Annotated in this window: 24 protein-coding genes; 12 read left to right on the top strand and 12 right to left on the bottom strand. The window is 48.3% G+C overall.

The genetic code is table 11. The features are described from left to right. The first annotated feature begins 208 nt into the window (after positions 1–208). From ABEB26_RS04890 to ABEB26_RS04870, 5 genes are all read left to right on the top strand, one after another. A complete protein-coding gene (locus ABEB26_RS04890; protein ID WP_345720850.1) occupies positions 209–895 on the top strand; it encodes a response regulator transcription factor in 687 nt (228 codons plus the stop codon). An 8-nt stretch (positions 896–903) separates the two neighbouring features. Continuing rightward, positions 904–2,280, top strand: a complete 1,377-nt coding sequence (locus tag ABEB26_RS04885) for a sensor histidine kinase (RefSeq protein WP_345720849.1) — start codon at positions 904–906, stop codon at positions 2,278–2,280. A 134-nt stretch (positions 2,281–2,414) separates the two neighbouring features. Further along, complete coding sequence (locus tag ABEB26_RS04880; protein ID WP_345720848.1) at positions 2,415–3,257, top strand: polyphosphate polymerase domain-containing protein; 843 nt, start codon at positions 2,415–2,417, stop codon at positions 3,255–3,257. Then, on the top strand, positions 3,254–3,892 hold the full coding sequence (locus ABEB26_RS04875) for a DUF4956 domain-containing protein (RefSeq protein ID WP_345720847.1): 639 nt from the start codon (positions 3,254–3,256) through the stop codon (positions 3,890–3,892). The genes ABEB26_RS04880 and ABEB26_RS04875 overlap by 4 nt, the downstream gene beginning before the upstream one ends. An 85-nt stretch (positions 3,893–3,977) precedes the next feature. Continuing rightward, positions 3,978–5,660, top strand: a complete 1,683-nt coding sequence (locus ABEB26_RS04870; RefSeq protein WP_345720845.1) for a CotH kinase family protein — start codon at positions 3,978–3,980, stop codon at positions 5,658–5,660. 49 nt (positions 5,661–5,709) lie between these two features. Here ABEB26_RS04870 and ABEB26_RS04865 read toward each other — a convergent pair whose 3' ends face one another. Continuing rightward, positions 5,710–6,459, bottom strand: coding sequence for an SDR family NAD(P)-dependent oxidoreductase (locus tag ABEB26_RS04865; protein ID WP_345720844.1), 750 nt, complete (start codon positions 6,457–6,459; stop codon positions 5,710–5,712). 379 nt (positions 6,460–6,838) lie between these two features. Here ABEB26_RS04865 and ABEB26_RS04860 point away from each other — a divergent pair, with 379 nt between their 5' ends. Continuing rightward, complete coding sequence (locus ABEB26_RS04860; protein ID WP_345720842.1) at positions 6,839–7,453, top strand: TetR/AcrR family transcriptional regulator; 615 nt, start codon at positions 6,839–6,841, stop codon at positions 7,451–7,453. A gap of 21 nt (positions 7,454–7,474) precedes the next feature. Then, positions 7,475–7,786, top strand: a complete 312-nt coding sequence (locus ABEB26_RS04855) for a hypothetical protein (protein WP_345720841.1) — start codon at positions 7,475–7,477, stop codon at positions 7,784–7,786. Between the two features lie 69 nt (positions 7,787–7,855). Here the strand turns inward: ABEB26_RS04855 and ABEB26_RS04850 are convergent, their stop codons facing one another. The 4 genes from ABEB26_RS04850 to ABEB26_RS04835 all read right to left on the bottom strand — a co-directional run bounded on the left by ABEB26_RS04850 (position 7,856) and on the right by ABEB26_RS04835 (position 11,807). Further along, positions 7,856–8,071, bottom strand: a complete 216-nt coding sequence (locus tag ABEB26_RS04850) for a helix-turn-helix transcriptional regulator (RefSeq protein WP_345720840.1) — start codon at positions 8,069–8,071, stop codon at positions 7,856–7,858. After that, positions 8,068–8,448: a hypothetical protein gene (locus tag ABEB26_RS04845; protein ID WP_345720838.1), complete on the bottom strand. Its 381-nt coding sequence runs from the start codon at positions 8,446–8,448 to the stop codon at positions 8,068–8,070. The genes ABEB26_RS04850 and ABEB26_RS04845 overlap by 4 nt, the downstream gene beginning before the upstream one ends. A gap of 123 nt (positions 8,449–8,571) precedes the next feature. Next, a complete protein-coding gene (locus ABEB26_RS04840; RefSeq protein ID WP_345720836.1) occupies positions 8,572–10,284 on the bottom strand; it encodes a formate--tetrahydrofolate ligase in 1,713 nt (570 codons plus the stop codon). A gap of 197 nt (positions 10,285–10,481) precedes the next feature. Continuing rightward, entirely contained in the window at positions 10,482–11,807 is a 1,326-nt protein-coding gene (locus tag ABEB26_RS04835) for an FAD-dependent oxidoreductase (protein ID WP_345720835.1), read from the bottom strand. Positions 11,808–12,103: 296 nt separating this feature from the next. On the opposite strand from ABEB26_RS04835, the gene ABEB26_RS04830 reads away from it, so the two are divergent. Beyond that, positions 12,104–13,390 (top strand): hypothetical protein, encoded by a 1,287-nt coding sequence (locus tag ABEB26_RS04830; protein ID WP_345720834.1) that lies wholly within the window; start codon positions 12,104–12,106, stop codon positions 13,388–13,390. A 260-nt stretch (positions 13,391–13,650) separates the two neighbouring features. Then, complete coding sequence (locus ABEB26_RS04825; RefSeq protein WP_345720833.1) at positions 13,651–14,649, top strand: class I SAM-dependent methyltransferase; 999 nt, start codon at positions 13,651–13,653, stop codon at positions 14,647–14,649. 52 nt (positions 14,650–14,701) lie between these two features. Here the strand turns inward: ABEB26_RS04825 and ABEB26_RS04820 are convergent, their stop codons facing one another. Then, positions 14,702–15,172, bottom strand: a complete 471-nt coding sequence (locus ABEB26_RS04820) for an NUDIX hydrolase (protein ID WP_345720832.1) — start codon at positions 15,170–15,172, stop codon at positions 14,702–14,704. A gap of 484 nt (positions 15,173–15,656) precedes the next feature. Here ABEB26_RS04820 and ABEB26_RS04815 point away from each other — a divergent pair, with 484 nt between their 5' ends. Both ABEB26_RS04815 and ABEB26_RS04810 read left to right on the top strand, forming a co-directional pair. Next, positions 15,657–16,016 (top strand): hypothetical protein, encoded by a 360-nt coding sequence (locus ABEB26_RS04815; RefSeq protein WP_345720831.1) that lies wholly within the window; start codon positions 15,657–15,659, stop codon positions 16,014–16,016. A 454-nt stretch (positions 16,017–16,470) separates the two neighbouring features. Next, on the top strand, positions 16,471–18,156 hold the full coding sequence (locus tag ABEB26_RS04810) for an adenylate/guanylate cyclase domain-containing protein (RefSeq protein WP_345720830.1): 1,686 nt from the start codon (positions 16,471–16,473) through the stop codon (positions 18,154–18,156). On the opposite strand, the gene ABEB26_RS04805 is transcribed toward ABEB26_RS04810, so the two are convergent. The 5 genes from ABEB26_RS04805 to ABEB26_RS04785 all read right to left on the bottom strand — a co-directional run bounded on the left by ABEB26_RS04805 (position 18,153) and on the right by ABEB26_RS04785 (position 24,149). Further along, the gene (locus tag ABEB26_RS04805) at positions 18,153–19,115 is read right to left on the bottom strand and encodes an NAD(P)-dependent alcohol dehydrogenase (RefSeq protein ID WP_345720829.1); all 963 of its coding nucleotides are present in this window, start codon (positions 19,113–19,115) and stop codon (positions 18,153–18,155) included. The two genes, ABEB26_RS04810 and ABEB26_RS04805, sit on opposite strands and share 4 nt — an antisense overlap. After that, positions 19,112–20,113, bottom strand: a complete 1,002-nt coding sequence (locus tag ABEB26_RS04800) for an NAD(P)-dependent alcohol dehydrogenase (protein ID WP_345720828.1) — start codon at positions 20,111–20,113, stop codon at positions 19,112–19,114. The genes ABEB26_RS04805 and ABEB26_RS04800 overlap by 4 nt, the downstream gene beginning before the upstream one ends. 21 nt (positions 20,114–20,134) lie before the next feature. Next, entirely contained in the window at positions 20,135–20,455 is a 321-nt protein-coding gene (locus ABEB26_RS04795; RefSeq protein ID WP_345720827.1) for a hypothetical protein, read from the bottom strand. Positions 20,456–20,519: 64 nt separating this feature from the next. Next, entirely contained in the window at positions 20,520–23,150 is a 2,631-nt protein-coding gene (locus ABEB26_RS04790) for a winged helix-turn-helix domain-containing protein (RefSeq protein ID WP_345720825.1), read from the bottom strand. A 75-nt stretch (positions 23,151–23,225) separates the two neighbouring features. Continuing rightward, positions 23,226–24,149 carry a GNAT family N-acetyltransferase gene (locus ABEB26_RS04785; protein WP_345720824.1) on the bottom strand — a complete coding sequence of 308 codons (924 nt, stop codon included), beginning with the start codon at positions 24,147–24,149 and terminating at the stop codon, positions 23,226–23,228. Positions 24,150–24,274: 125 nt separating this feature from the next. On the opposite strand from ABEB26_RS04785, the gene ABEB26_RS04780 reads away from it, so the two are divergent. Then, the gene (locus tag ABEB26_RS04780) at positions 24,275–24,949 is read left to right on the top strand and encodes an HNH endonuclease (RefSeq protein ID WP_345720823.1); all 675 of its coding nucleotides are present in this window, start codon (positions 24,275–24,277) and stop codon (positions 24,947–24,949) included. Positions 24,950–25,073: 124 nt separating this feature from the next. Here ABEB26_RS04780 and ABEB26_RS04775 read toward each other — a convergent pair whose 3' ends face one another. Further along, the gene (locus ABEB26_RS04775; RefSeq protein WP_345721019.1) at positions 25,074–25,877 is read right to left on the bottom strand and encodes a DUF899 domain-containing protein; all 804 of its coding nucleotides are present in this window, start codon (positions 25,875–25,877) and stop codon (positions 25,074–25,076) included. Positions 25,878–25,890 lie beyond the last annotated feature (13 nt).

The raw sequence follows: 25,890 nt of genomic DNA, 5'->3' as shown, positions 1-25,890 counted from the left end.
CCACACTTCTCTTTCGGCTCTGTAGAAATGCAGGGAAAGGGCTTTCCCTGCACGCTCTGAAAACTTGACTCCTAGAGTTTTGTTGCTCTGAAGATTTCGCTATCAAGTTCCAAATTCTCCTCTGATCCTCACAATTTCTCCATAATTGGCTGCTATGCTAACGCTTACTGCGGCTATTTCGGGCTGGTTAGCGGATGGAGATTTGGCCATGCACTATACAATTCTGTTGATTGATGATGAAGCAAAATTGCGCCAAGTGATTCGGCTCTCGCTTGAGCAAGAGGGCTATCGTGTGGTTGAGGCGAGCAATGGGCGTGAAGCACTGTATCGGGCACGGATCGAAAAGCCCGATTTGGTGGTGCTCGATTTGATGATGCCCGAAATGAATGGAACTGAGTTTTTGCTGGCCTTCGGCAAAGAATCCAATACGCCAGTGATTATGCTCACCGCACGAGTTGAAGACCACGATAAAATTGTTGGCCTTGAATTGGGTGCTGACGATTACATCACCAAGCCGTTTAATATGCGCGAATTAATTGCCCGTATTCGTGCCGTTTTGCGCCGCACTCATAAACCAACGCTTGAGCCTGATCTGATTCGGGCTGGCGATTTGGTGCTCGATCGCGGGTCGGCAACAGTCTTGGTCGGTGAGCAACAACTAAGTCTAACCCGTTCTGAGCTGGAAATTTTGGCTACCTTTATGACTGCGCCTGGCCTGATTTTCTCGCGGCTCGATTTGCTTGATCGGTTGTCGCTTGGCGATGCTTACGAAGGCTATGAGCGCTCAATCGATGTGCATATCCGCAATCTGCGTACCAAAATCGAGCCAGATTCACGTCAGCCACGCTATATCGAGACGGTTTATGGCATGGGCTATCGTTTTAAAAAACAATGAGGTGGACTATGCGCCGAATCTGGCAGCTGCGCCACTCGTTGGCAACCAAGCTGATCTTGGCTTTTTTGTTGGTCGGCTTAATTGGCATTTCCTTGGTAGCGCTGTTGGTGGTGGTGCGGACGCGCTCGGAGTTTAGTCGCTTTCTCTCAGAGCGGGATCGCACGGCTTTGGCGACTGCGCTCGCTGAGCACTATGCGGCAACCGGCAGTTGGCAAGGCTTGAGCCAAGCGCTCGATGCCCAAACTGCATTAATTGAATTGCGCCAAAATGTGGTGTTGGTCGATGCCAACGGTTCGATCATCAATAGCCTGCAAGAATCAACCTCAACTCAAACTATGCAAGATATTTTGCGCTTTGCTGGCGAGCCAATTGTGGTCAATCAGCAGACGGTTGGCTATATGCTTCCGCATCCGATGGCTGCGCCAAACCCTGAATTGCCACCGCCCTCGCCTGAACAAGATTTTTTGGCACGAGTGACATGGGCGGCAACTGCCAGCGCCAGCGCAGCTATTCTTTTGGCCTTGTTAATTGGCGCATTGCTAGCCCAAACCTTAACGCGGCCAATTCGGGCTTTGATTACTGCCACCCACAAGTTGGCTGATGGCACGTTTGATCATCGGGTGGCGGTGCAATCGCACGATGAAGTTGGTCAATTAGCCCAAGCATTTAACCAAATGAGCGCTAAATTGGCCCGTGCTAGCCAGCAACGCCAGCAAATGACTGCCGATCTTGCCCATGACATTCGCACCCCCTTGAGTATTTTACGCAGTTACACCGAGGGCTTGAAAGATCAACGCTTTGCTGGTTCGCCGACTATTTATAGCGTGCTGCACGAAGAAGTTGAGCATTTACAACGTTTGGTCGAAGATCTGCGGGTGCTTTCGTTGGCCGATGCTGGCGAGTTAGTGCTCAATCGGCGTATGATCGATCCGCGTGCCATTTTAGAGCGCGTTGGCCTAGCACACATTATGCAGGCCGAGGCTCATGGTATTGCCCTAACCGTTGAAGCATCGGATCAATTACCTTCAATTGCTGTCGATACCGATCGCATGACCCAAGTGCTGAACAATTTGGTTTCGAATGCCTTGCGTTATGCCAGTGCTGGCGCGATTAACTTGGGAGCGCAGCAAATTGGAGATCAGGTGCTGATTACGGTGCAGGATACTGGTAGTGGAATTGATGCCGCCGATCTGCCGTTTATTTTTGATCGGCTGTATCGCGCCGATAAAGCGCGTCAACGCAACGTAAGTAGCACCTCAGGCCTAGGCTTGGCGATTGCCAAGGCGATTGTTGAAGCTCATTCAGGCACAATTAAGGTCGATTCACGCTTGGGCATTGGCACAACCTTTACGATTAGCCTGCCAATAACAAAGCCAACCGAATGAATTTGCCCCAAAACTACATAGCAAATTCGAGATCTCCTAACAGTTTTATAACAATTCTTGGATAAACTCTTAATCAGAAGCTAACACTGATGGCCGACCGCTCTGGCGTTGCGGCTTGCGAAGGAATAACGATTATGCTGCAACAACTGCGCTATCAACCAACCCTCATCTGGCCAAATGAGCCAACACCTGCCTGCGAACCAGATCGTGCAGTGCCTCAAGCCTTGATTCAACCAAGGTTGGCTGGGTTTCGCTCGATTAGCCTGCAACAGATGGATTCGGTGGCCTTGCTCAATCGTACCGACAGCAAATATGTGTGTTCGGTTCAGCAATTGGCCGCAATCTTACCCGATTTGGCTGCTGATTATCGGGTGTTGGAGATCAGCGGGCGGCGCATGCATCACTATCATACGCTCTATTTCGATACTGCCGATTTTGCTTTGTACCGTCGGCATCACGCTGGTGGTCGCAATCGCTATAAAGTGCGCAGCCGAACCTATCTCGATACCCAAAATTATTTTCTTGAAGTCAAGCACAAAGTTAATAAATATCGCACGATCAAACATCGGCTTGCAACGCCGTATGCCGTGGAAACGTTTACATCTGCCAGTTCCAGCTTTTTGCAACGAATTGTGCCATTTGAAGTGGGCTTATTGCAGCCAACCTTGACCAACAATTTCAGTCGCATCACCTTGGTCAATATTGCCGAGCAAGAGCGTGTCACCTTGGATATTGGGATTCGCTTTCAAGCTGATTCGCGCTCAGTTGAACTAACGGGCGTGGTGATTGCCGAAGTCAAACAAGCTGGGATAAATCGCGGTTCACCCTTTATCCAAGGCATTCGCGGCCAGCATTTGCACACGATTGGCATGAGTAAATATTGCAGTGGGGCGGCCTTGCTGTATCCCGATTTGCCACGCAATAGCTTCAAGCCCACCCTGCGCTATCTGAATACATTGATGGAGTATGCCCAATGACAACCGATTTAACTCAATTTTTGCTGGGAGCGGGCTTTAATTTATTGGTAACGCTGCTGATTGTGCGCGGCGTATACTATCCCGTGACCCAAGATAAAAACTTCGTTTTTACCTTTATTGGCTTCAATATGATCATCTACTTTGTGCTGGGCTTTCTGACCAGTGTCGAAGTAGGCGTGGGCGTAGGCTTCGGCTTGTTTGCGATTTTCTCATTGCTGCGTTATCGCACCGATGAGATTCCGATTCGCGAAATGACCTATTTGTTTATTTTGATTGCGCTGGGCGTGATGAATTCGCTGATGCATAGTGGCAGTTTGCTGCAAATTGGCATCGCCAACGCCGTGATTTTGGTGATTTTGTTTGTGCTCGAAAAAGGCTGGGGCTTTCAATTTGAATCGAATAAGCGTGTAGCTTACGACAAAATTGAGCTGATTGGGCCTGCTCGCTCCGAAGAATTGCTGGCCGATTTGCGCGAACGCACCGGAATTGCCGTCAAGCGGGTCGAAATTGGCCGGATCGATTTACTTCACGATATGGCCGATTTGAAAATTTTCTACGATGAAACCCCTCGCCTGAGCGCGAGCCGCAAACTCACGACCACCCGCGTGCTGCGCGATCAGCATCAACTACCCTAAACCGATGTTTGAAACTTGGAATGTGGCGCAGAGCGCCGTCCCACGGCGGCGCTCTGCTTGATGTTGTAATTTTTGTGAGGTTCCCATGAAATTTTGGCGTTGGCTTTGTTTATTTGCTATTGGATTAAACTTGGCTGCTTGTGCAACTTCGATTCCTGCGACGGTTGTGCCTGCTGAGCCGACCGCTGAGGATGCGGCGGTCAGCCGGCCAGCGGGCTGGGATGAGGCATCGCATGGTGATAGCGCTGAGCCAAATTATGCAGTGGTCTTTGCCCAAAATAAGGTTAATCAATTAACCATCACAATCGATCCTGCCTCGTGGCAAGCCATGCAGGCTAATATGACCGAACTGTTGGGCGAGCCAGGTAGCCGTCAGATGGGCGGTTTTCCAGCTGGCGTATTTACCGACACGGCGGGTTTGCCAATGATGCCAAATGGTGCGTTTACTGATACGTTGGGCATGCCAATGATGCCAAATGGCGCTTTTACCGATACCGCTGGAATGCCGATGCTGCCAGGTGGCGCTTTTACCGACACTAACCGAATGCCTGGTGGTTTTGGTGGCGGAATGCCCAATATGGGTAATTTTTCGATCGAAAATCCAATGTGGGTTACGGCAACCTTGACCTTCGAAGGCCAAACTTGGACGAATGTGGGCGTGCGCTACAAAGGCAATTCGTCGTTGATGAGCGCTTGGAACAGCCAACAAGCCAATTTGCCCTTCAAACTAGATTTTGATGAATTTGAGAAAAGCTACCCGGAGATTGATAATCAACGCTTTTATGGCTTCAAACAATTGGCGCTTTCGAACAATTTAGGTGATGCAACGGCTATTCGCGAAACGCTGGCCTACGATCTGTTTGAGCAAATGGGCTTGCCTGCTGCTGAAACTGCCACCTATGAAGTGTTGCTTGATCATGGCGATGGGCTTGAAAGTTTAGGCTTATACACGGCGGTTGAAGTAATCGACGATACAGCAATTGCCCGTGTATTTGGCGATGATAGCGGCAATATTTACGAGGGCGATGGGAGCGCCGCCAGCTTCGCCGAAGGTACAAAGGACTCAATCGAGGAAAGTTTTCAGAAAGAAAATAACGATACAACGGATTGGGCTGATGTTGAAGCTCTGTACGATGTGCTGCATTCCAGCGAACGCACCAGCGATCCGGCAGCTTGGCGAGCCAAATTAGAAGCAATTTTCGATGTGCCAAGTTTTCTTAAATGGCTTGGGGTGAGCACGCTGCTGGAGCATTGGGATACCTATGGGGCGATGACCCATAATTATTATCTTTACAACAACCCTGCGACTGGCAAACTGACCTGGATTTCGTGGGATCATAACTTTATTTTGGGGGCGATGGGTGGCGGCGGTGGTATGCGTGGCAATCAAGCTATGCCGAATAATGCTAATGCTGGCAACCAAATGCCGAATAATCCCAATGCAGGTGGCATGCGTGGGCCAGGTGGCGGCTTTGGCGGCCAAAATAACACGTTTGATAAAGCCAGCATCACCAGCGATTGGCCGTTAATTCGCTATTTGCTTGATGATCCAACCTACTATGCGACCTACATTGAAGCGCTACGCGAAACCAGCAGCCAATTTGATGCCGAAGCCTTGGTGCAAAAATATACAGCTTTGGCAGCAACGATCAGCCCAAGCGCCGCCCAAACAATCAGTATCGATGATTATAATGCTGCGGTGACCACCCTGATGGAGCGGATTAAGACCCGCAGCACTGATTTGAAAACCTTCTTAGCAACCCAATAATTAAGCTGATGGCCTGTGAGTTGGAATTAACTCACAGGCCATTATTGATTTAGGCCAGTAATCCGCCATCAACATTAATCGTCGCGCCAGTGATAAAGGCTGCGCCAGGGCTGGCCAAAAACGCCACCGTTGCCCCAACTTCTTCGGCTTTGCCAAGCCGTTTGAGCGCAATTGCTTGGGTGATCATATCGAGCATTGGGCCATCGCCTGGACCCATATCAGTGTCGATTGGGCCGGGCTGAATGTTATTAACCGTGATGCCACGCTGCCCAAGTTCATTGGCCCATGCGCGGGTATAGCCTGCGACGGCTGCTTTGGTCGCTGAATAGTCGCCAAACCCAGGAATTGGGGCGGTATCAGCTGAAACTGAACCAATCGAAATGATTCGTCCACCATCTTGCAAGAGTGGTGTCGCTGCCCGCACTGCGCTGGCAACACCCTTCACATTAACCGCAAACATATGCTCGACGGCTTCCAAATCGGCGTTAGCATCATTCAACGCAGCTAATTGAATCACCCCAGCGTTATTGACCAAAATATCGAGCTTGCCAAAATGCGCTACAACCTTATTGACCAAAGCGGCTACTTGGTCGCTATCGGCTTGGTCGGCTTGGAAGGCCACGGCATTAACCCCGAGCGCTTGTAATTGCTCAACCACGGCTTCGGCTTTGCTGGCCGAGGCAACATAACTAATCGCCACATCTGCACCTTGTTCGGCCAAGGCAATGGCGCTAGCTGCTCCAATCCCGCGTGAACCACCAGTGACCAAGGCAACTTTTCCGGCTAATGGCTTGCTCATAAACATCCTTCCAACATTCCAATAAAATAATATAGTACCGATCAGTACATATATTTTGTACTGATCGGTACTATATATAAAATTCGCTGGTTTGTCAAGCATGATGTTGATCGACGAAGGGCACGAAGGGTAAGTTTGTTGGCTACGAATTGCACGCATTGTAGTAAGGCTATAGGCTAGCGGAACACTGGTTGGTATTCCAAGCAATCTCCGATAGTCAATAGCTAATACCATCGTCGCTCTGCGCCTCTGCGGTAAACTTTGAACTTCCCTACCTTCCTCCTTCATCCCTCATCCTTCTTCCTTCTTCTACGCTTGTGTTAAGCAACTGTTTAGCGTATGATCGTTATGGTCAATACAGATAGATTGGTTAGCAACGATGAAAGCAGTAAATGAACCAAAAGTTGGGCGGCCTCGGGCCTTTGATCGTGATGTGGCCTTGAACCAAGCCTTAGAAGTTTTTTGGAATTTGGGCTATGAAGGTGCTTCGTTGAGCGATTTGACCGAGGCGATGGGCATCAATCGGCCTAGTTTATATGCAGCTTTTGGCAATAAAGAGAGCCTCTTTCGCGAGGTGCTGAACCGTTATTATGAATTGAGCTTGCCTTCAATGCTGGCGGCCTTGGAACATCCCCAAATTTACACGGCGCTTGAGCAATTGCTGCGGATTAATGTAGCCCAAATTACTAACCCCTTAGTGCCTGCTGGCTGTTTATTGATTCGCGGTGTGCCGGTCTGCAACTCGCAAACCGAGCCGATTCATCATGATGTGATTGAACGACGCTTGGGTCAAGAGCAGGTTTTGCACGAACGCTTGCAACGCGCTCAACATGAAGGCCAACTGCGCGAATCGGTTGTTCCGTTGGCGCTGGCTCGCTGCATTATGACCTTTTCCAATGGCTTATCAATTCAAAGTATCAATGGGCTAACCCAAGCCGAGCTTGATCAAGCGGCTGATCTGTTTTTGCAAGGGCTACGGGGATTGTTGGTATAACATCTAAACTAATAGGCCTAAATGATAAAAAAATTACGTTTGGCGGCTGAGTATGCTTGTTTTCCGCTTTGGTGGGACGATGGTGCTCAGTTCGGTGATCTTGATCCGCGCGAATTACCAATTAGCTCACAACTCCAACAAGCGCTAATGGATTGGTCTGAGCAATTTGATGCAATCTACAATCTTGATGATCCGGCTACTTCCAGCTTTAGAAACCTTGCAGCGGAGCGGCTATTTGCCGAACAAGGCTTAATTTTAGCCCAGCAACTCCAAACTGAATTAGGCTGCGATTATCATATTTGTTATAGCTATCGGGTTGGAAATCAGGATTGAATAGATGAAGTTTAGTACAGATACGTTATTGTAGCGCACCTCAGCTATTCAATTGCTTAACGATGTTGCTCATCCCTCAGTTGCTTCATCGGCACTTGGCCGCTCGAAAATTTGCTCAATCGCTAACTCAAAGAGATCGGCTATTTTGAAGGCCAGCGGCAAGCTTGGGTCGTATTTGCCAGTTTCTAGGGCATTGATCGTTTGGCGTGATACCCCCAAGGCTTGCGCTAAATCGGCCTGCGACCATTCACGCTCCGCTCGTAACACCCGCAAACGATTTTTCATTGGTAGCTCCGGTTAGCGAAGGCTAAACCAAAACTCCAGCAGGTTGTCAATAATGGCAAAACCCACAGCCACGAAAGTTGGGGCAAATCGACCAATACTTGGAGTAAGCCATAAGCACAAGTAAGAAAACCAGTGGCTCCCACAGCAAAGGCCAACGCTATCAATTGAATGTGGCGTTGAAATTCATCCAAGCCACTGATTGCCCGATACATTGCCCGAATGCCCAAGCCAACTGGAACTAAGGGCACAATTGCCAACAGCGCTCGCCATGGCGATTCAGGCAAGTTTGGCAGTGCCAAGATCACGCCCATCAATAAGATTGGAAATAGGATAAAGGCGATAATTAGTTGACGTAATGCGAATGATTTGGTGTTCATCGAAAGCTCCTTGACTTAATTATTTGACTGGCTTGAGTATAAGTCAGTTCATTAATTAAGTCAAGTGTGCTTTACAAAAAGAAATGTCTGCTTTACAAAAAGACATTGAACATTGACATGTGACTAGAACAATCCAACGGTATTGCCATGGTCATCGATATCAATCTGTTGGGCAGCAGGGTTAGCGCTGAGGCCTGGCATGGTCATCATATCGCCAGCAATTGGGTAGATAAAGCCTGCGCCGATGCTGGCCCGCACCTCACGAATTGGGAAGCTATAGCCAGTTGGTGCACCTTTGATTGCCGGATCATGGCTGATGCTCAGATGGGTTTTGGCCATACAGATTGGCAAATTGCCAAAGCCATTGGCCTCAAGTTTGGCTAATTGTTCGCTGGCTGCTTCGCTATAACTAACTTCAGCAGCGCCATAGATTTTGGTGGCAATCGTGGCAATTTTGCTGGTCAACGGTTGCTCAAGCTCGTATAAAAATTGGGCTTGGCCTGCTTGTTCAATTGCCGCTAGCACTTTTTCAGCCAATTCTTCACCGCCGGCCCCGCCTTGGCTAAAGACCTTGCTCACCGCTATATCAAAGGCTCCTGCACTCATCGCGATTTCACGCACCGCCTCGATTTCTGAGGGATGATCGTCGGGGAATGCGTTGAGCGCAACGACAACTGGCAGACCAAACAATTGGGCATTACGAATATGCTTTTGCAGATTTGCCCCACCTGCATAGACTGCATCGGGATTTTCTTGCAGCAAATCGGCGGGCAAATCACGGCCTGGCTTGATGTTCCAGCGCCCGCTATGAGCTTTGAGGGCGCGAATTGTGGCAACTAACACCACGACCGCTGGTTTAGCATCGAAGGCACGACATTTAATATCGAAAAATTTCTCGCCGCCCATATCCATGGCAAAGCCAGCTTCGGTCACCACATAATCGGCAATCCGCAGCCCAACTTGATCGGCGACGACGCTAGCATTGCCATGGGCGATATTAGCAAATGGCCCGCCATGCATCAATACTGGGGTATTTTCAATTGTTTGCATCAAGGTTGGATGAATTGCGTTGCGCATAATGACCGTGGCTGCACCTGCTGCCTGAATGTCATCAGCAGTAATTGGCTGGCCTTGGCGATTGAAAGCTACGACCATGCGCCCGACGCGTTGACGCAGATCGCGCATCACTTCGGCATGGTTTTCGCCGCTGACCAAGGCTAAAATAGCCATCAGTTCGCTGGCAGCGGTTATATCGAAGCCGGTTTGGCGCGGAATGCCATGCTGCGAGCCGCCTTGACCGATGGTGATCGAGCGCAAAAAGCGATCGTTGACATCGAGCACCCGCCGAATCTGAATCTGCTCAGGGTCGATGCCCAGCCGATTCTTTTGATACCAACTATTGTCGGTCATGGCGGCAATTTGGTTGTGGGCTTGGGTTACAGCGTGAATATCGCCAGTCAAGTGCATCAAACTATCTTCTAATGGGATAACTTGCGAATAACCGCCGCCTGAGCCACCGCCTTTGATGCCAAAAACTGGGCCGAGCGAGCTTTGACGTAGGGTGCAGATGGCGCGTTTGCCCAAGCGACTTAAGGCCATCCCCAGGCCGATGGTTGTGGCAGTTTTGCCCTCGCCCAGTGGCGTTGGAGTCATGGCGGTCACTAAAATCTGCTTGCCGCGAGGCCGATGATGGCTCGCATCAAGCAGATCAAGGTTAATTTTGGCGCGATAGCGGCCATACGCTTCAACAAATTGCTCAGCAATCGCTAATTCTTCGGCAATTTGGGTGATGGGGCGTGGTGTGGCCTCAGCAGCGATTTGTAAACTAGTTTTCATGAACGCGGTGTCCTTGTATCAATTGTCCGTACCGCCGTTGGTACGGTTGCTACTGCATGCAATAGCGGGCGATTAAAGCAAAGCCACCGCTTATCCCGCTGATTGGTAGCTTTGCCCTAATCATGGGTATTGTAGCGGTGTTTTGCTGGATAAATTATAGTTATTTTTGTCAACAGAGGTTTACAAATCGCAACGATTTAGGCACGGCCAAACATCCGCCCAAGCACGCCGCGCACAACTTTGGGGCGTAACAAGGCTTCTGGCCCCGCCAAGAGATGCATTACATCTAAAAAGGCTTGGTAAATTTCGGTCGATTGAGCACTGAGCCAAAAAACATGGTCGGTATACCATTGCAAAAAGCGAATTTTAGGGCTGCGTGAGCCTGGCATTCCTTTGAAGCGCAAGGCTTCTGATTGGGTAATCAACCATGGTACATCGATAATTTTCTGAGCTTGTTTGAAAAAGGCTTGGGCTAGGGTTGCTGCTTGTTGGCCTTGAGCCGAAGCCAGCACTTGATCAAGCGCATGGGCCTCTTTGCAAGCAAGGGTCATCCCTTGACCAAAGACCGGATCAAGACTGCATAAGGCATCGCCAAGCACCAAAAAACCTTGGGGAAAACGCTTAAGTTTGTCATACCGTTGAAACACTTGCTGCGGATAACCAAAACGCATGGCTTCACCAGCAGGAGATGCCTCGGCCAAAGTGGTATAGATATCGGGGACTGGCAAGGTTTTAACAAACTCCAACACACCTTCGTTGGTAGGGGTTGGGTGCTGCCCAAGGTAGCCAAACAAGGTTACGATCCAATGATCATCGTCGATCGGGGCAATAATTGCGCCGCGTGGCGAATTGGCTGAAGGATGGCAAGCCAAACATTGCCAATCGCGCGGCGAATTGGTTTTTTTGAAAACTTGGCTCACATACACCAAATCAATAGCCATAATTTCTTTGGGCGGGGTTGGATAGCCAGATGCTTCAAGCCATTGGCCTGTGCGCGAGCCACGACCAGTCGTATCGACCACCAAATCGGCAGCAAGTTCGCTGGTTTGATCAGCATGCTTCAATAGCACGCCAGTTACACTGGTTTTGCTGGAATCAAACAGCAATTGTTCGACATTGGTTTGGCTGCGAAACTCAATTTTAGGATGTTGGCGCACATAGCCCCGAATACGGCTTTCTAAATTTACCCGCGCCTGAGGATAAAAACTAATCTTGCAGGGTTGGCGCGTTTTCCATGAACCACCCTGAAACCACTGCACATCGCGCGACCAATTCAATTCTGGCACGCCTGCATCATGTAAATCGCTGGTAAAGCTCGGGAAATAATGTTGTAGCACATTAAACCCGCCAGTTAATAAAATATGGACATGGTTGGCTTGCGGCACACCCTTGCGGGGCTGCGTTTCATCACTCATGGCATCGCGCTCAACGATGGTCACCATTTGAAAATGATTGGCTAAGGCGCGTGCTGCGACCAAGCCTGCCATACTTGCCCCGATCACGACAGCTCGTTGTCGTTGCATAACACCCTCCTAAATCGCTTGATGTTTGCTAATGCTGATAGATGACGAAAAAGCTCACAGTTTCTTTCCTAAAAAAGAAAAAGGGCTTGACAATCGGTAGCACCTTGGATTAAGATGATTTTTGTGAGTAGAAGTTAGATTCTTATGGTAAATTTTCTTAAAATCGCTTCCGATTTTAAAGGATTGCCAAGATATCTATATTGAAGGGAGGTAGAAGTCCTCAAATAATTAACTATTCAATTAACCTCCACCATTACTGTTGTTGTTACCGCTGGATAATCTACTGAGGGAATTGTATGTTAACACGTTTTCTCAAGCCACTGGCACTAGTGGGCTTAATTCTGATCATGCCTGCACAAGTTAAAGGTCAGCCGCATATTAATAATGTTGAGTCTCCCCAATCCGTGAATCAGGTTGTCAATAATCCTAATTGTACGGCATATGAGCGTGCGTGGGGTGACTGGTGTGTTTATACCTTCACTGATGCTGTGCCAGATAAGGTTGTTAATGGATTTGCCAATATCTACCATGCTTCGGCTTGGTATGAAGATAATAAATGGCAGATGGTTGTTGGCGGCTGGCGTACAGCAACCCAAGACCATGATCATATTTTTAAGCTCAGCTCAACCGATCAATATGGGGTTTCAAGCTTCAATCAAGTAGGGACAACTGCCTATATTAATAATGCATGGGAGACAACTGCATCAGCAGATTGCCCACCTGCTAACCCTTATTTGAATGAAACTCCAAAACCTTGCCCCGTTTCTGGTACAAGCGTTCGATCATATCATTCTGTGCAACCTGATTTATTTTCGATGAAATGGACACGTCCCCGCCCAGCAGGCTGGACATGTTGCGATACACTTTATTATGCATATGATATTCAGGAAGCACATGATCCTGAACAAAATGTAGCTATTCATTATGCATGGATCGATGCTAATGGTATATTGCAACGTGGCGGGATGTATGGTGATAAGAATCCCATCCTTAATTGGCATATTGGTAGTACCAATAATCGCTATGTTACTGGAACAAGTGATGCACGTGTTACCTATGACCCTGCCACACAAAAATTCTATATGATCTATACTGATCATGGTTTTAGCAATATATTGACAAATCCTGTATCTAAATCATTTTTAAGCATTGCCCAAAGTAATTGGACAAATTTAGCTTATACGAATCCAGTTACCAATATTTTACCTTGGGTTGGTAGCAGTAATGTGAACGGACAAATAGTCGTTACAGGCAATAATCCTTATGAATATTACTTGTTTTATACTGTTTACCCTAGTAGCAACTCTGACATATGGGTTGTAAAGTCTAGTGGTGGAATTACTGGCCCCTATGAGCAGCAAAATGCCAAGAAAATTATTTCGCCGGTAGCTCCATATAAAGTTGCTGGAACTCCGTATGTATTTTGTAATACAGCAATAAATCCGCCGCAATGGCAAATGTACTTTAATGGAGCAACAACAGCTACTGATAATCAGATATTTACCGCGTTTTTACATAAAACCTGTGAATATGATGCTAATAACCCAACTGTGCCATCACTGACTCCTCCGGTTTTACCATAAACGGTTTATTTTCTGATAATAACCCTAGCTTTCAACTCTGAAGGCTAGGGTTATTGTTTAAGTTTGCACGGAAATCCTTGAGTAAATTACCTATGCTATAATTCGTGATTTGTATGTTGGGGTATCCTTAGTACTGCTGCTTTTTCTATCCTAGCTCTATCACAAACCTAGTAATGCACTAAGGTCTTAGACAACCCAAGAATTGTTGCCATCTCGATGGGGTACATCAGGCCTCATTGATATTTTGATAGGATTTCCACATGGAGCCTCAAGCATTACCAACTGAACATTTAACCGCATGTCCTATTTGCCAGCATCCCCAGAGCACGATCGTTTGGACTCAACCAGAGGCCTATATTCGTGAAGGTTTGTGTTTACACCGTTGTGAGGGGTGTGAACAGGTTTACCTCAACCCACGTCTGACCATGGAAAGCACGACGATTCTTGAAAATCAGAGCGAAGTCTATGATTACTCGCTCGAAGAAGAAAAGCCGTTAATTTGCTTTCGTGGCGATGCGTTGCAGCATATTGAGGCATTTGCTGGCTTTGAAAAACCTGGGCGAATCTTGGATATTGGTTGTAATCGCGGGCTATTATTGGTAGCGGCTCGCGAACGTGGTTGGCAACCAGTTGGGGTTGAGCTATCGCCAGTTGCTGCCGACGTGGCGCGAAAACGCTATAACTTAGAAGTTTATAATGATGATGCAATTATCAAAACTCTTGAGCCTTTTGATTTGATCACCTGTTGGCATGTGCTTGAACATCTGCACAAACCAGTTGAATTGCTACGCGATTTAGCAAGTTATCTCAAGCCCAATGGGGTTTTAGCGCTCCAAGTCCCAACCTATCAATTTCGCGATCAATTCATTGAACGCAATCAATCGGGTAGTTTATTGTGTTCAGTGCATACCATGTATTACACCGCCGCCAGTCTGAGCCGAATTCTCGCTCAAGCTGGTTTGAGCGTCTTTTACTCCGATGAATCGCCAGATTCGCTGATGTTAACAATTTATGCCAGCCTTCCGCAATATCAGGTAGCTCGACTTGAACAATATCAAACTCTTTATCAACGGCCACAAGTCAATCCTATTAGTGAGCCAGTTGTAGTTACCATCGAGTCACCAGAACAAAAGACCTATATTGCAACCTTGGAATCAGCGCTTGATCAAAAGAATCGGCATATTAGCCATTTGGAACAGCAGATTCGAGCTTTGGAATCGGGCAAAATTATGCGTTGGCTCAAGCGTTTTCAAGGCTAAGCATTTTGTTGAGCCGTTTGAACCGAAGTTCAAACGGCTCAATCGCTTAAGATCAAAAGCATTGTTCGCTGTGTACCTGATAGTGTGCCTCAAGCGTCCGCGAATTAACGCTGTAGGATCGATACAAAACTTGGTTGCTCGGATTGAGCATGGTTATCAAGCGAGCCTGAATTGATGGCCGTTGAACTAAAGCAAGGGCTTGTTCAGGTGCTATCCATTGAACAGCTAAACTTTCAGCGCTAGTAGTCAATTGACCAGTCTGATAGCTGCAACGAAAATCAAGATTAACACTCCCCAAGGCTAGATTGGAAGATACTCCAACCAGTTGCTCAAGTTTGGCCTGTACTCCAGTTTCTTCAAAAATCTCGCGAGTTAGCGCTTGGGTCACACTCTCACCAAGCTCAACCTGCCCACCAGGAAACTCCCAACCTCCGCGTGGGCTTTGCAAGAGCAAAATTTCGCCCTCATGGTTAAAAACACAGCCAGCAACGGTGACGATATGACGTGGTGGGGGGTGGTTCATCGTAACTCCTCAATTAAAGCTTGTTGGATGGAGTTTGCCTGAAAAACCCGCTAGGCTCAATCGTAGCCAACTGATAATTGGCTTACACTGGTTGGTTAACTCAGCTAGCAACCCAGATAAATTTTTTAGCTAAGGGTATGGGATAATCTGATTTGACAAATAGGTTTGTTAGCATTAGTATGCAGCTAACAATGTAGTTTATTGATAGGAAGGGAGATGCTATAAAAACTTAAACTTCTTCTTTATTATATAATCAACAACATCAAATATCCCATAAATCAGCATTTTTAACCTCTACAGCTACAAATTCCTCCGTAATACCTGCTTGATTTAAGGAATGATATTGTACCACTCATTATCCCAAACACATGGTATTTCTATCAGGATAACAACAATGCGTTGGTTAGCTAAATTGTTGTTGCTTAGTGGTCTTATTGGTTCTTGGGTGGGCTGTTCCTAACAACAACCAGAAAGTCTTACCCCAATGAATGGTGATAATCCGGTAAATGTTCAACTTGATATTACTTCAGGAATGCCGCCACCCACTTGGCAGCTTTCAGAGGCACAACGAAGTGCATTTTTTAGAATGCTTGAGCAGCTTACGCCTGTAGAACCGCAACAGGCCTTTGATAATTTAGGTAATCGCGGGTTTGTGGCTACGACGACCAATCCTACGCGGACAATTCGGATTCAACAAGGATTTGTTTGGATTACAGCTGATAGCTATGAACGAGTGTTTCTCGATAACAACAATGATCTCGAACGTTTGTTGCTTACGAGCGGTCAGTCTGTTCTCGAGCCTGGGTTATATACCATGTTGGAAAACGGTATTGGTCAAAACTAAACCTAAAATGTTGGCAATTATAGGTTTCTATGGTTTCGTTAATTCATCAAAGGAATAATCCTATGAACCGACGAGCATTCCTTCAAACCGCTATTACTGGGCTTACGGCGCTAATCGTTCCTGTTCATACCGAGGCGGCGGCATTCACGCAAAGCGAATCAATAAAATCAACCGAAATTATCCCACACCACGATTGTGAGTAATGGCTATTACAAACAAGGCCTGATCAATTTGCCACAATTACTGATGTTTTTACAAATCCAAAGAAGTTACTCAAGCATAAGTAAATCTACGGGGGTGATATGAAAAAGTTATATCACCCCTATTGTCAATGGTTAGAATTTCAGTTTGAGATGCTTGAATAATATGCTGTGCAAGTCTCTGTATCGCCCAAGCTAGCAACCCAGATAGATGGTATACTCAACCTATTGCTGGCTTTACGGAGATTGGCTGCATGGCTCGCTCGTTTCAAGCTCTGATTCCACGCCTGCGACTGCATGCTGGTTTGACGCTGTTGCTCTACGTTACAACTCACTTGCTGAACCATGCGTGGGGTATCTTTGGCCTAGTAGCCTTGGAGTCGTCACGACGGGTCTTTTTAAGTTTTTGGCGGCATCCAGCGGTTTTTTGGGTTGTGCCAGCTAGTTTGTTGATCCATGCGCTGTTGGTCAGCTATAAATTATTAACGATCACCAGTTGGCGGCGCTTGCACTGGAATGAATGGCTGCAACTTGGCTTGGGCTTGCTTATGCCTTTGCTGATTACCTCGCACATTTATGCTACCCGTTTGGCCACAATCTTGTATGGAATTCGCGATACCTATAGCTATGTCTTGCTTAGCCAAGCGACGATTGCCTTCGATTTGTATTTGATGTTGGTGGTGGTTTGGCTGCATGGCAATCTTGGCTTAATGGCCTACCTCTGGCATAAACCATGGTTTTCCCGCATCAAACAGCCTTTGTTGATTGCCCAAATTGTGACTCCTCTCCTGGCTTTGGTGGGCATTGTGGTGGCTCATCGTGAGGTCAATCAGCTTAAACAAGACCCACAATGGCTGGCGCAAGTGTGGCAATTTGCCAATCCACAGAATATTGATGTTGCAACGGCGACTGCGGAATTTATGGGTTGGTTTGGCTCCGGCTATCTGGCCTTGCTGCTTGGCTTGGGCGGTGGGCGGGCAATCATCTTGCGCTTGCGCCGCAAGCATTATTTAATTGCGGTGGAATATAAGGGCATTGCCAGCGTAACAATTGCACCTGGAACAAGTTTGCTTGAGGCTAGCATTGCCAATGGGATTCCGCATGCCCATAGTTGTGGTGGGCGCGGGCGTTGCTCAACCTGCCGGATCGAAATTATCGAAGGTGTGAAATCGCTGAATCCGCCGACTGAAACTGAGCTGCGTTTGCTTAAGCGTTTTGGGGCAAGTGGCGATATTCGCTTAGCATGCCAGACCATTCCAACTGCTGCCTGCGTGGTACGGCCATTGCTCCACCATCATGATCGTTCGCTGCCAGGTGCACCAACCATGATTAGCCATGGTGCCGATAAGCAAATTGTGATTATGTTTGCCGATTTGCGCGGCTTTACGACCCTTTCCGAGGGCAAGTTGCCCTATGATACGGTCTTTATTCTGAATCAATATTTTCAATCGATGGGCCAAGTGATCGAGGCCAACGGCGGTTATCTTGATAAATTTATTGGCGATGGGATTATGGCGCTGTTTGGTTTGGATGGCACACTCGAACAAGCTTGTCATAATGCTTTGGCTGCGGCCCAAGCCATGGCCTATCAGCTCGATGTGCTCAATCAGCGCCTCGAACACGATGTCAATGAGCCATTGAGGATGGGCATTGGCATTCATTGTGGCCATGTGATTGTTGGTGATTTAGGCTATAAACGCGCCAAACATCTGACCGCGATTGGCGATGCGGTCAATATTGCCGCCCGTTTGGAAGAAGCCACCAAAACCTTGCATACCCAATTGGTCGTTTCGCGGGCGGTGATGCAACATAGTGCCTTAGATTTGCACAATTTAGCCTTGAGCGAAATCCCGATTCGTGGCCGCACCCAGCCCTTAGAAATTTACTCAATCGACAGCGCCAAGAGCTTGGTGCTAGTGCCACTAACCCTGAATACCTAAACCTCAATCACCACGTTACCTTTTTTGCGGCCTGTTTCGACATAGCGATGAGCCTCGGCTAAATCGGCTAGGTGATAGCGCCGATCGATCACGGCGTTGAGTTTGCCAGCACCCATCAATTCGGCCAAAAATTCGATGTTGGCTGGGGTCTGGTTCAGCCCGGTTGCTGCAAATTTGGCCTTTTTGCCTTTGCCAAAGCTAGTCCAAAGCATATTCAGCATAATACCCAAGGTTGGCACAGTCATAAGATAGATGCCGTTGGGCGTGAGTAACTGTTTGCAACGGCCATACGAACTTTTGCCAATCGCATCGAAAACCACATCATAGCGTTGTTGGCTTTGGGTAAAATCGCTGCTGGTGTAATCGATCACCTGATCAGCGCCGTATTGCTTGACCAACTCATGATTGGCGGCGCTGCACACGGCGGTAACCTTGGCTCCATAATATTTCGCAAGTTGCACAGCGTAGATCCCAACTGCTCCCGACGCACCATTAATCAAAATCTGTTGGTCAGCTTGGAGTTTGGCAACATCACGCAGAAAAAGTAATGAGGTGCTTGCGCCATCGCAAATTGCCACAGCCTCGGCGGCGCTCACGTTGCTTGGTTGCTTGGCAATCGGCTGATCTTCGGCGAGGCACATATATTCGCCATAGCTGCCAAAACTCTTGGGACTCATGCCGAAAACTTGATCGCCAACTTTGAAGCGTTGCACTGTTGGGCCAATCGCCTCAACTGTACCCGCAAATTCAACGCCCAGCACTTGAAATTTTGGTCGGCGCAAGCCATACATCAACTTGATGATAAATGGATCGCCCTTGCGAAAGGCACAATCGGATGGTGTCACGCAGGCGGCTTGCACCCGAATTAACAACTCATTGGCTTTGGGTGTGGGCTTGCTGGTCTCGCCAAATTGCAAGACCTCGGGCGAGCCATAGCTTGTGCAGATCATTGCTTTCATACTGTTTGCTCCACGGATTGGGCGGCGGTGGCTTGCATGTCGATGATAATTTTGCCTTTGGCATGGCCAGCTTGGAGATAGCGCATTGCAGCAGGAGCTTCGTCCAAGGGATAGCGCTGATCGATCACCGCTTTGATATCGCCGTTGGCCAACAAAAAGCCAATTTTAGCCAGATCGGTTTGATTGGGTTTGGCGAACAAATTACTGAGCTTCTTTTGGGTTCCAATTGAGAGCAATTTGCCCAAGGCGATCGCCTGAAAAATCTGGCGCATTTCGCCACCAACCATCACATAGCGACCTTGAGGCACTAAACTACGTTTATAATCGAAAATTGAACGATAGCCATTGACCCCCAGAATTAAATCGTAGTATTGCCCATTGCGAGCAAAATCATCCTTAGCATAATCGATTACCTGATCCGCGCCGAGCGAACGCAAGAGATCGTGCTTGGCGGCACTGGAAACAGCGGTAACCGTTGCGCCGAAATGCTTAGCAAGCTGAACGGCAAAGGTGCCAATTCCGCCCGAAGCGCCATAAATCAAAACCTTTTGGCCTGCGACGATCTGGCCTTGGCGAAGGCCTTGCAAGGCTGTGACAGCGGCCATGGGCGCGGCGGCGGCTTGTTCAAAGCTTAGCTGCTCGGGCTTGAGAACCAGCACATGTTCAGGGGCACAAACATATTGGCCTAAGCCACCAGCGCCGCAGCCCGAAAGATCGCCAAATACTGCATCGCCTACTTTAAATTGAGTGATGTTACGCCCGACTGCTTCAATAACTCCGGCTACATCGGTGCCAGGAATGCCTTTTTTAGGCTTGAATAAGCCTGTCATGAAGCGTACTGGGAAGGGCTTACCAGACATCAAACGCCAATCGGCAGCATTGAGCGCAGTCGCATACACCTTAATCAGCACTTGATCTTCAGCTGGGGTTGGGCGAGCTACTTCGCTGAGCCGTAATACATCGGCTGAGCCATATTCACGATAGATAATTGCTTGCATAATAAAACTCCAGTTTGCTTATTATTGCTCGGTTGAATCGGATTCAAGTGTGTTTGATTGAACTGGCATAATTGAAATTAAGGACATGCCCAAATCGCGAATTTTTTTAATCAAGCCATAGAGTGCAGCTTGATCGACGATTATGCCGACCAGCAACGTATTACCATTGGCATCAAGCGCGATTTGCATGCCCTCAAACCACCCAGCCCAAGCTAGATTAAGCTGGCCGCGCAGGCAAATTTGATAGTGCATTGATTCGTTTGCTGGTGGGTTTTGATTGATCATAACGGTCTCAGTTTTTTGAGCATATGCCGCGACAACTGCCAACGGCTCAACTGCCAACTAGCATACTCAATTGGCGTGAGCTTGGTTAGACACCAAAGTGTTGTTGTGCTTGAGTTGGGGATTATTGGCTGAGCAAGCCTAATTCGCGAGCACGTGCCACCGCTTCGGTTCGGCGCTGAACCTGAAGTTTCTCGAAAATTCGGCGATTGTGGCCTTTAACCGTATCTAAAGCGAGATGCAATTGTTGGCAGATCGCTTGATTGGAGTGGCCTTGAGCGATTAAGCTCAAGATTTCTAGCTCACGTTGGCTCAGCGTTTCAGTCAAACCTGGGGTTACTGGATAGAGTTGCGGTAGCTGATCGTTGACATAATTAGTGAGAATTTGTTTGACATAATTTGATTGGGGTGATGGAAGCTTGATCTGGCTCAACAAGCGTTGCATTGCAGCGCCATGATCAAGGAATATGCGCACAAAGCCCTCAATTTCGGCTCCAAGCAGCAGCTTTTTAAGCAATTGTTGGGCCTGACCATACTCACCGAGGGCAGCCAAGGCCAAACTTTGCATACTGGTGAGCCACAGCAATTGATCATGCCAGCCATTGGTTTGGGCTAGTGCGAGGACTGGTTGTAACACAGCCAGGACAGCGCTTGGTTGCTGTTGGGCCAAAAAGACTTGGGCTTGGCTGATTGGAATCTGATGCGCTTGAGCGATTTGGCTAGCTTGTTGTACTTGGCCGCGCATCAAGGCGATTCGCACTTGTTCGGCGGCGATTTTGGCTGGTTGGGTGGTATGGCGATATTGTTGAGCAGCAGCACTAGCTTGCTCCAACAATAAACTTGCTTGGTCAAGTTGATTTTGGGCAATCAACAAACGGGCTTTAATCACATAACAAGCCACTTCGCGATCGGTGTGTTGCAATAATTGAGCTGCTTGCAAGGCTCGTTGATAATGCTGCTCCGCCTGATCAAGCTGATTCCATTGATAATAAATGCGGGCTAAGCCCAGCTCAGCTCCGCAGTTAGCTGCAGGCAAGGCCAACTGACGGCTAGCCTCAAGCACCTGTTGGTAGGTTGTGGCCGCGAGTTTGAGCTGATTATCACTTTCTTGCAGGTTGCCCAAGCCAATTGATGCCAAGACAACCGTGACCAAATTGCCCGAGCGTTGACCAATGCTAATTGCTTGCTCATAGGCTTGTCTGGCGGCACTGCGCTGGCCTTGCAACTGATAGGCATAACCCAATTTCCAAACTGTCGAGGTGCGAAACGAAAGATTATCGAGCGCAAGATATTCCAAGGCGCGTTTGGATTGGGCGATGATTTGGCTTGCATCGTTTTGGCTTAGCGCGAGCGTGCCCCGAATTGCTGCGATCCGCCCAATTAAGTCGTGTAATTTGGGTGTTAGAGGATGGTGTTCGATGGCTTGTTCAGCCGCTTGCAGCCGTTGCTCGATGCCATTCACTTGGCCTGTGGCCAACCAAACTGCGGCTGCTGTAACCCAAAGTGATGGTCGTTGGTTGAGCACATTGGTCGGTAACGCTTGCAACCAAGCCATAATTGGCAAGAGCGCCCCTTGAAATTGCAGCGGAACCCGTTTACCCTCGATCAAGCGCTCGGCACGTTCGATATCGTTGGCGGCAGCAGCATGCTCAAAAGCTTCAAGTTCAAGTTCATTCGCCTCGAACCATGTACTAGCCTGAATATGCAACTGTTCAAGGCTGATAGCAGCTTGTTGCGTTAAACTGCGTTGGAGCCGTTGGCGCAACAATTCGCCAAATAAATGATGATAGCGATACCAACGCCGCTCATGATCGAGCGGCACAATAAACATATTGGCCTGCTCAAGCTGTTCAAGCATCTGTTGACCTGAATTTGTGCTCTTGCTGATCAGCGCATCACACAACGGGCCACACATCCGATTAAGAATTGAGGTTTGCAAGAGAAATTGCTGAATGGCTGGAGTTTGCTGTTGTAAAACTTCTTCCAGCAAATAATCCATCACAAAATGGTGACTACCACTGAACGAAGCGATAAAACGACTGCGATCAGCTTGCTGTTGGATTGAAAGTGCAGCCAATTGTAAGCCAGCAATCCAGCCTTCGGTTCGGGTTTCTAATGCCGCCACATCAGCAGGACTTAGCGCTAAACCCATCGCTTGGTTGAGAAAAAGCTGGGCTTCGTCGAGGCTAAAGCGTAGATCGATGCTGCGCAGTTCGTGCAGTTGGCCGCGTGCACGGAGCCGCGCCAAGGGCAAATTCGGATCTTCGCGGGTCGCAATGATCAAGCGCAGCGAGGCTGGCAAGTGTTCCAGTAAAAAGCTGAGGGCTTGATCGATTGCATGGTTTTCGATCACATGATAATCGTCAAGCACCAAACTAACCGATTTGCCAACAACGCTTAATTCATTGATCAAGATAGTCAGAGCTTGCTCAAGTGCTGGCGATTGGGCTTGGATTAATCCTAAGCTTGTTGTGCCTAGTTCGGGAATGACGCTTTGCAAGGCATGTACGAAATAACTGAAAAAACGACTGGGATCATTATCGCGTTCGTCGAGCGCTAGCCAAGCGATTGGACGTTGGGTTGTGGCATGCCAAGCGCTTAGCAAGCTGCTTTTGCCAAAACCGGCTGGAGCCGAAATCAAATTCAGGCTTGTATGCTGAGCTGCTGCTAAACGCTGAATTAAATGCGGTCGTGCTACCCCATTGGGGCGGAGTTGCGGGAGGTGTAGCTTGGTGGCAAGAATTGGGATTGGCATGGCTCAATTATAGAGTGGCATTTTGCCACGTCAATCCTGTAACCAGCCCCAGAGTATTAGCATTGATGAACGCTGTTATGCCGAGTAATTTTTGCGATATACCAAGCCATGAGCATGAATTGCAAAACCAACTGTTTCATACAAATTAAACGCTGCTCCGCGATAATTATCAGTTTCGACGAAGATCTGTTCGGCTCCGAGGGCTAGCAGGCGGCGGAAGTTTTCAGCAAGTAAGGCTTGGGCAATGCCCTGCTGACGTAAATCGGCTCGCACACCAAGCGGCTCGATTTGGCCACTGGGCCGTCCGCCAAAGCCTTGTTGATTGAACCAGCCGATGCAAAAACCAACCAACGCGCCAATTTGATCAACAGCCACTAAATCTAATTCGGCGCGATAGCTTGGTTGTTTGAGCGTATTGGCTCGCCAGCTTTCGGTCATACTGGTGCTTTCAAAAACAGCCCGATGCAAATTGGTATAGGCAGCAATTTCAGCCATTCCTGCAAGTGGACGAATACTAATGCCTGCAGGAAGTGTGGTTGGGCTTGGGGCTTGGTTGCCCCGCCGAAACACATATTTCGACCAAGGATCTTGCTCAACGGCACTTTGATCAGCAAACCCTTGGGCTGCCAGTAATTGCCGTAATCTATGCTGTTGCTCAAAAACACTAACAAACCAAGCTGGTCGGGCCTGATGTGTGCCAATTAATGATTGTGCTCGTTGATCGGCCCATTCCAACATTGCACGATACAAACTGGGCAGTGCAGCTGGATGCCAAACCAAATCGATCATCCAAAATGGTACTTGCAACGCAGCCCAACCGACGATTTGGCCTGTTTCGGTTTGCCAAATGGCGAGATTGGCAGGGTCATCGAGTGCCCACGAACTCAGCCGATAGGGCAGATCGATGCTGCGCAGGTGCTGATCGGGGTTGGCGCTAGCTAGGGCGAGCATTGCCTGTTGATCGTGGTCGGGGCGAAAAGCCCGCTGAATGAAGTGCATAATGGATTCCTTTGGAGTTTTTGGTGCTGATTAGGCTTGGAATAGACCTATTATGCTGCTATGATCGAAGGTGTCACATCATTCAAGCGACTGATCGTTCGTTCAGTATTATGGAGGGATCAACGATGAGTTATCAAGTTTTTGACAATGGTGATGATGAAGAATATTTTAGTTGGATGGAGCGAAATTTAGCTGGCTTTATTTTGAATGTTGAGCGCGTTTCTAAATCATTGCCTGTAGTCTTGCATTGCTCAAATTGTGGTCATATACGGCGCGGATTGACTGAGGGCGCATTTACTGGCCGCGACCAGATTAAAATTGCTGCGCTTGAGGTTGATGAATTGGTGAAATGGCGCAACAAGCATCGCCCAGATACTACCATTAAATACTGTAGTGACTGTAAGCCACCAAAATCTGCCCTTGAGCAATTCCTATTTTATCCTGATGAGCTTGATTCGCACGTTGAGCTTGATTCACAAGCCAAGTTTTGGGAAGGCGCTAAAGTACAAGTTTTGGTCAATCAATATGAACGTGATGCACTGGCTCGCCAACGCTGTATTGCCCGCTATGGCACACGTTGTTTGGTGTGTGATTGTGATTTTGTCGAGCGTTATGGGCCAATCGGCGAAGGCTTTATTCATGTGCATCATATCACGCCATTGGCCTCAATTAATGCAGGTTATCAGGTTGACCCGATTAACGATCTCCAGCCCGTTTGTCCAAATTGCCATGCCATGTTGCATCGTGGTAAAGATCAACCTCTAACTATCGAAGAATTGCGCACCATGCTCAACCGTTAATCTTGGAAATGGGGAGTGATTCGATTAATCAACTCCCCATTTAGGTTAGCTAGCTAGAAATTGGTTGATGATTGGTAGCAAAAGATCGCTGCGTTCGATCAAGTACAATCAAATCAGAATCTTGCTAAATCGCAGCTTCGTTTGCTGTGGGCTGGAGATCATCAGCATGACCTTCGGCAACGCGTGACCACTGAGCAATTGGACGATGCGCCAACGGATTATCGGTCTGGAATGTCCTTGGCAGGCACATGGTATTAGCGAATGGTTGTGGCCAGCCATCTGGCACATGTTGCCAAACTTCTTGGCGACCATACACCGTCAGATCAAGCATGGCGAATGAACTGCCCATCAACTCGCAGCCACGATCGGTTGTCCAGTAGGTTTCGAACACACGATCACCTTTGCGCAAATAACAAGCCCACATGCCAAAATGGCGGCCAGCGATCAAGGCTTCGACCGAGGCCTCAGGAACGGAATACCACGGCATCGTCCAGCCCATAAATTCGCGATAACGATTACTTGGCTCGAATGGCCCTTGGCACAACACTGCCAGCGTCACATCGCGGGTATGCAGGTAGCCTAATTGGTTGGCATGGCTGATGACCATTGTGCAACCAGGGCATTGTTCGGCTGCTGTTTTGCCCTCGTGCCACATCATATAGGCGACCATCAGTTGCTGGCGACCTTCGAATGCTTCAATCAGCGCAACCGTTCCGTTCTTGCCAACCAGTGGAGTTAACGGATCAAGCTCAACCATTGGCAGGCGGCGACGCTCGGCAGCAATCGCATCAGCCTCGCGAGTATGAGCCTTTTCGCGGCTTCGCAAGCGATCAACGGTCGCTTGGAAGGCCGCGCGATCAACAATACTGGGCATGGCTGACGTTTTATCCGTGACGAAGGCGATTGGCTGTGGTTCACTCTGGCTCATCATGGTCTCCTTG

This window comes from Herpetosiphon gulosus (assembly GCF_039545135.1).
Classification (GTDB): Bacteria; Chloroflexota; Chloroflexia; order Chloroflexales; family Herpetosiphonaceae; genus Herpetosiphon; species Herpetosiphon gulosus.
The sequence above is the reverse complement of the archived record's forward strand: the minus strand, read 5'-3'. Positions and strand labels throughout refer to the sequence as shown.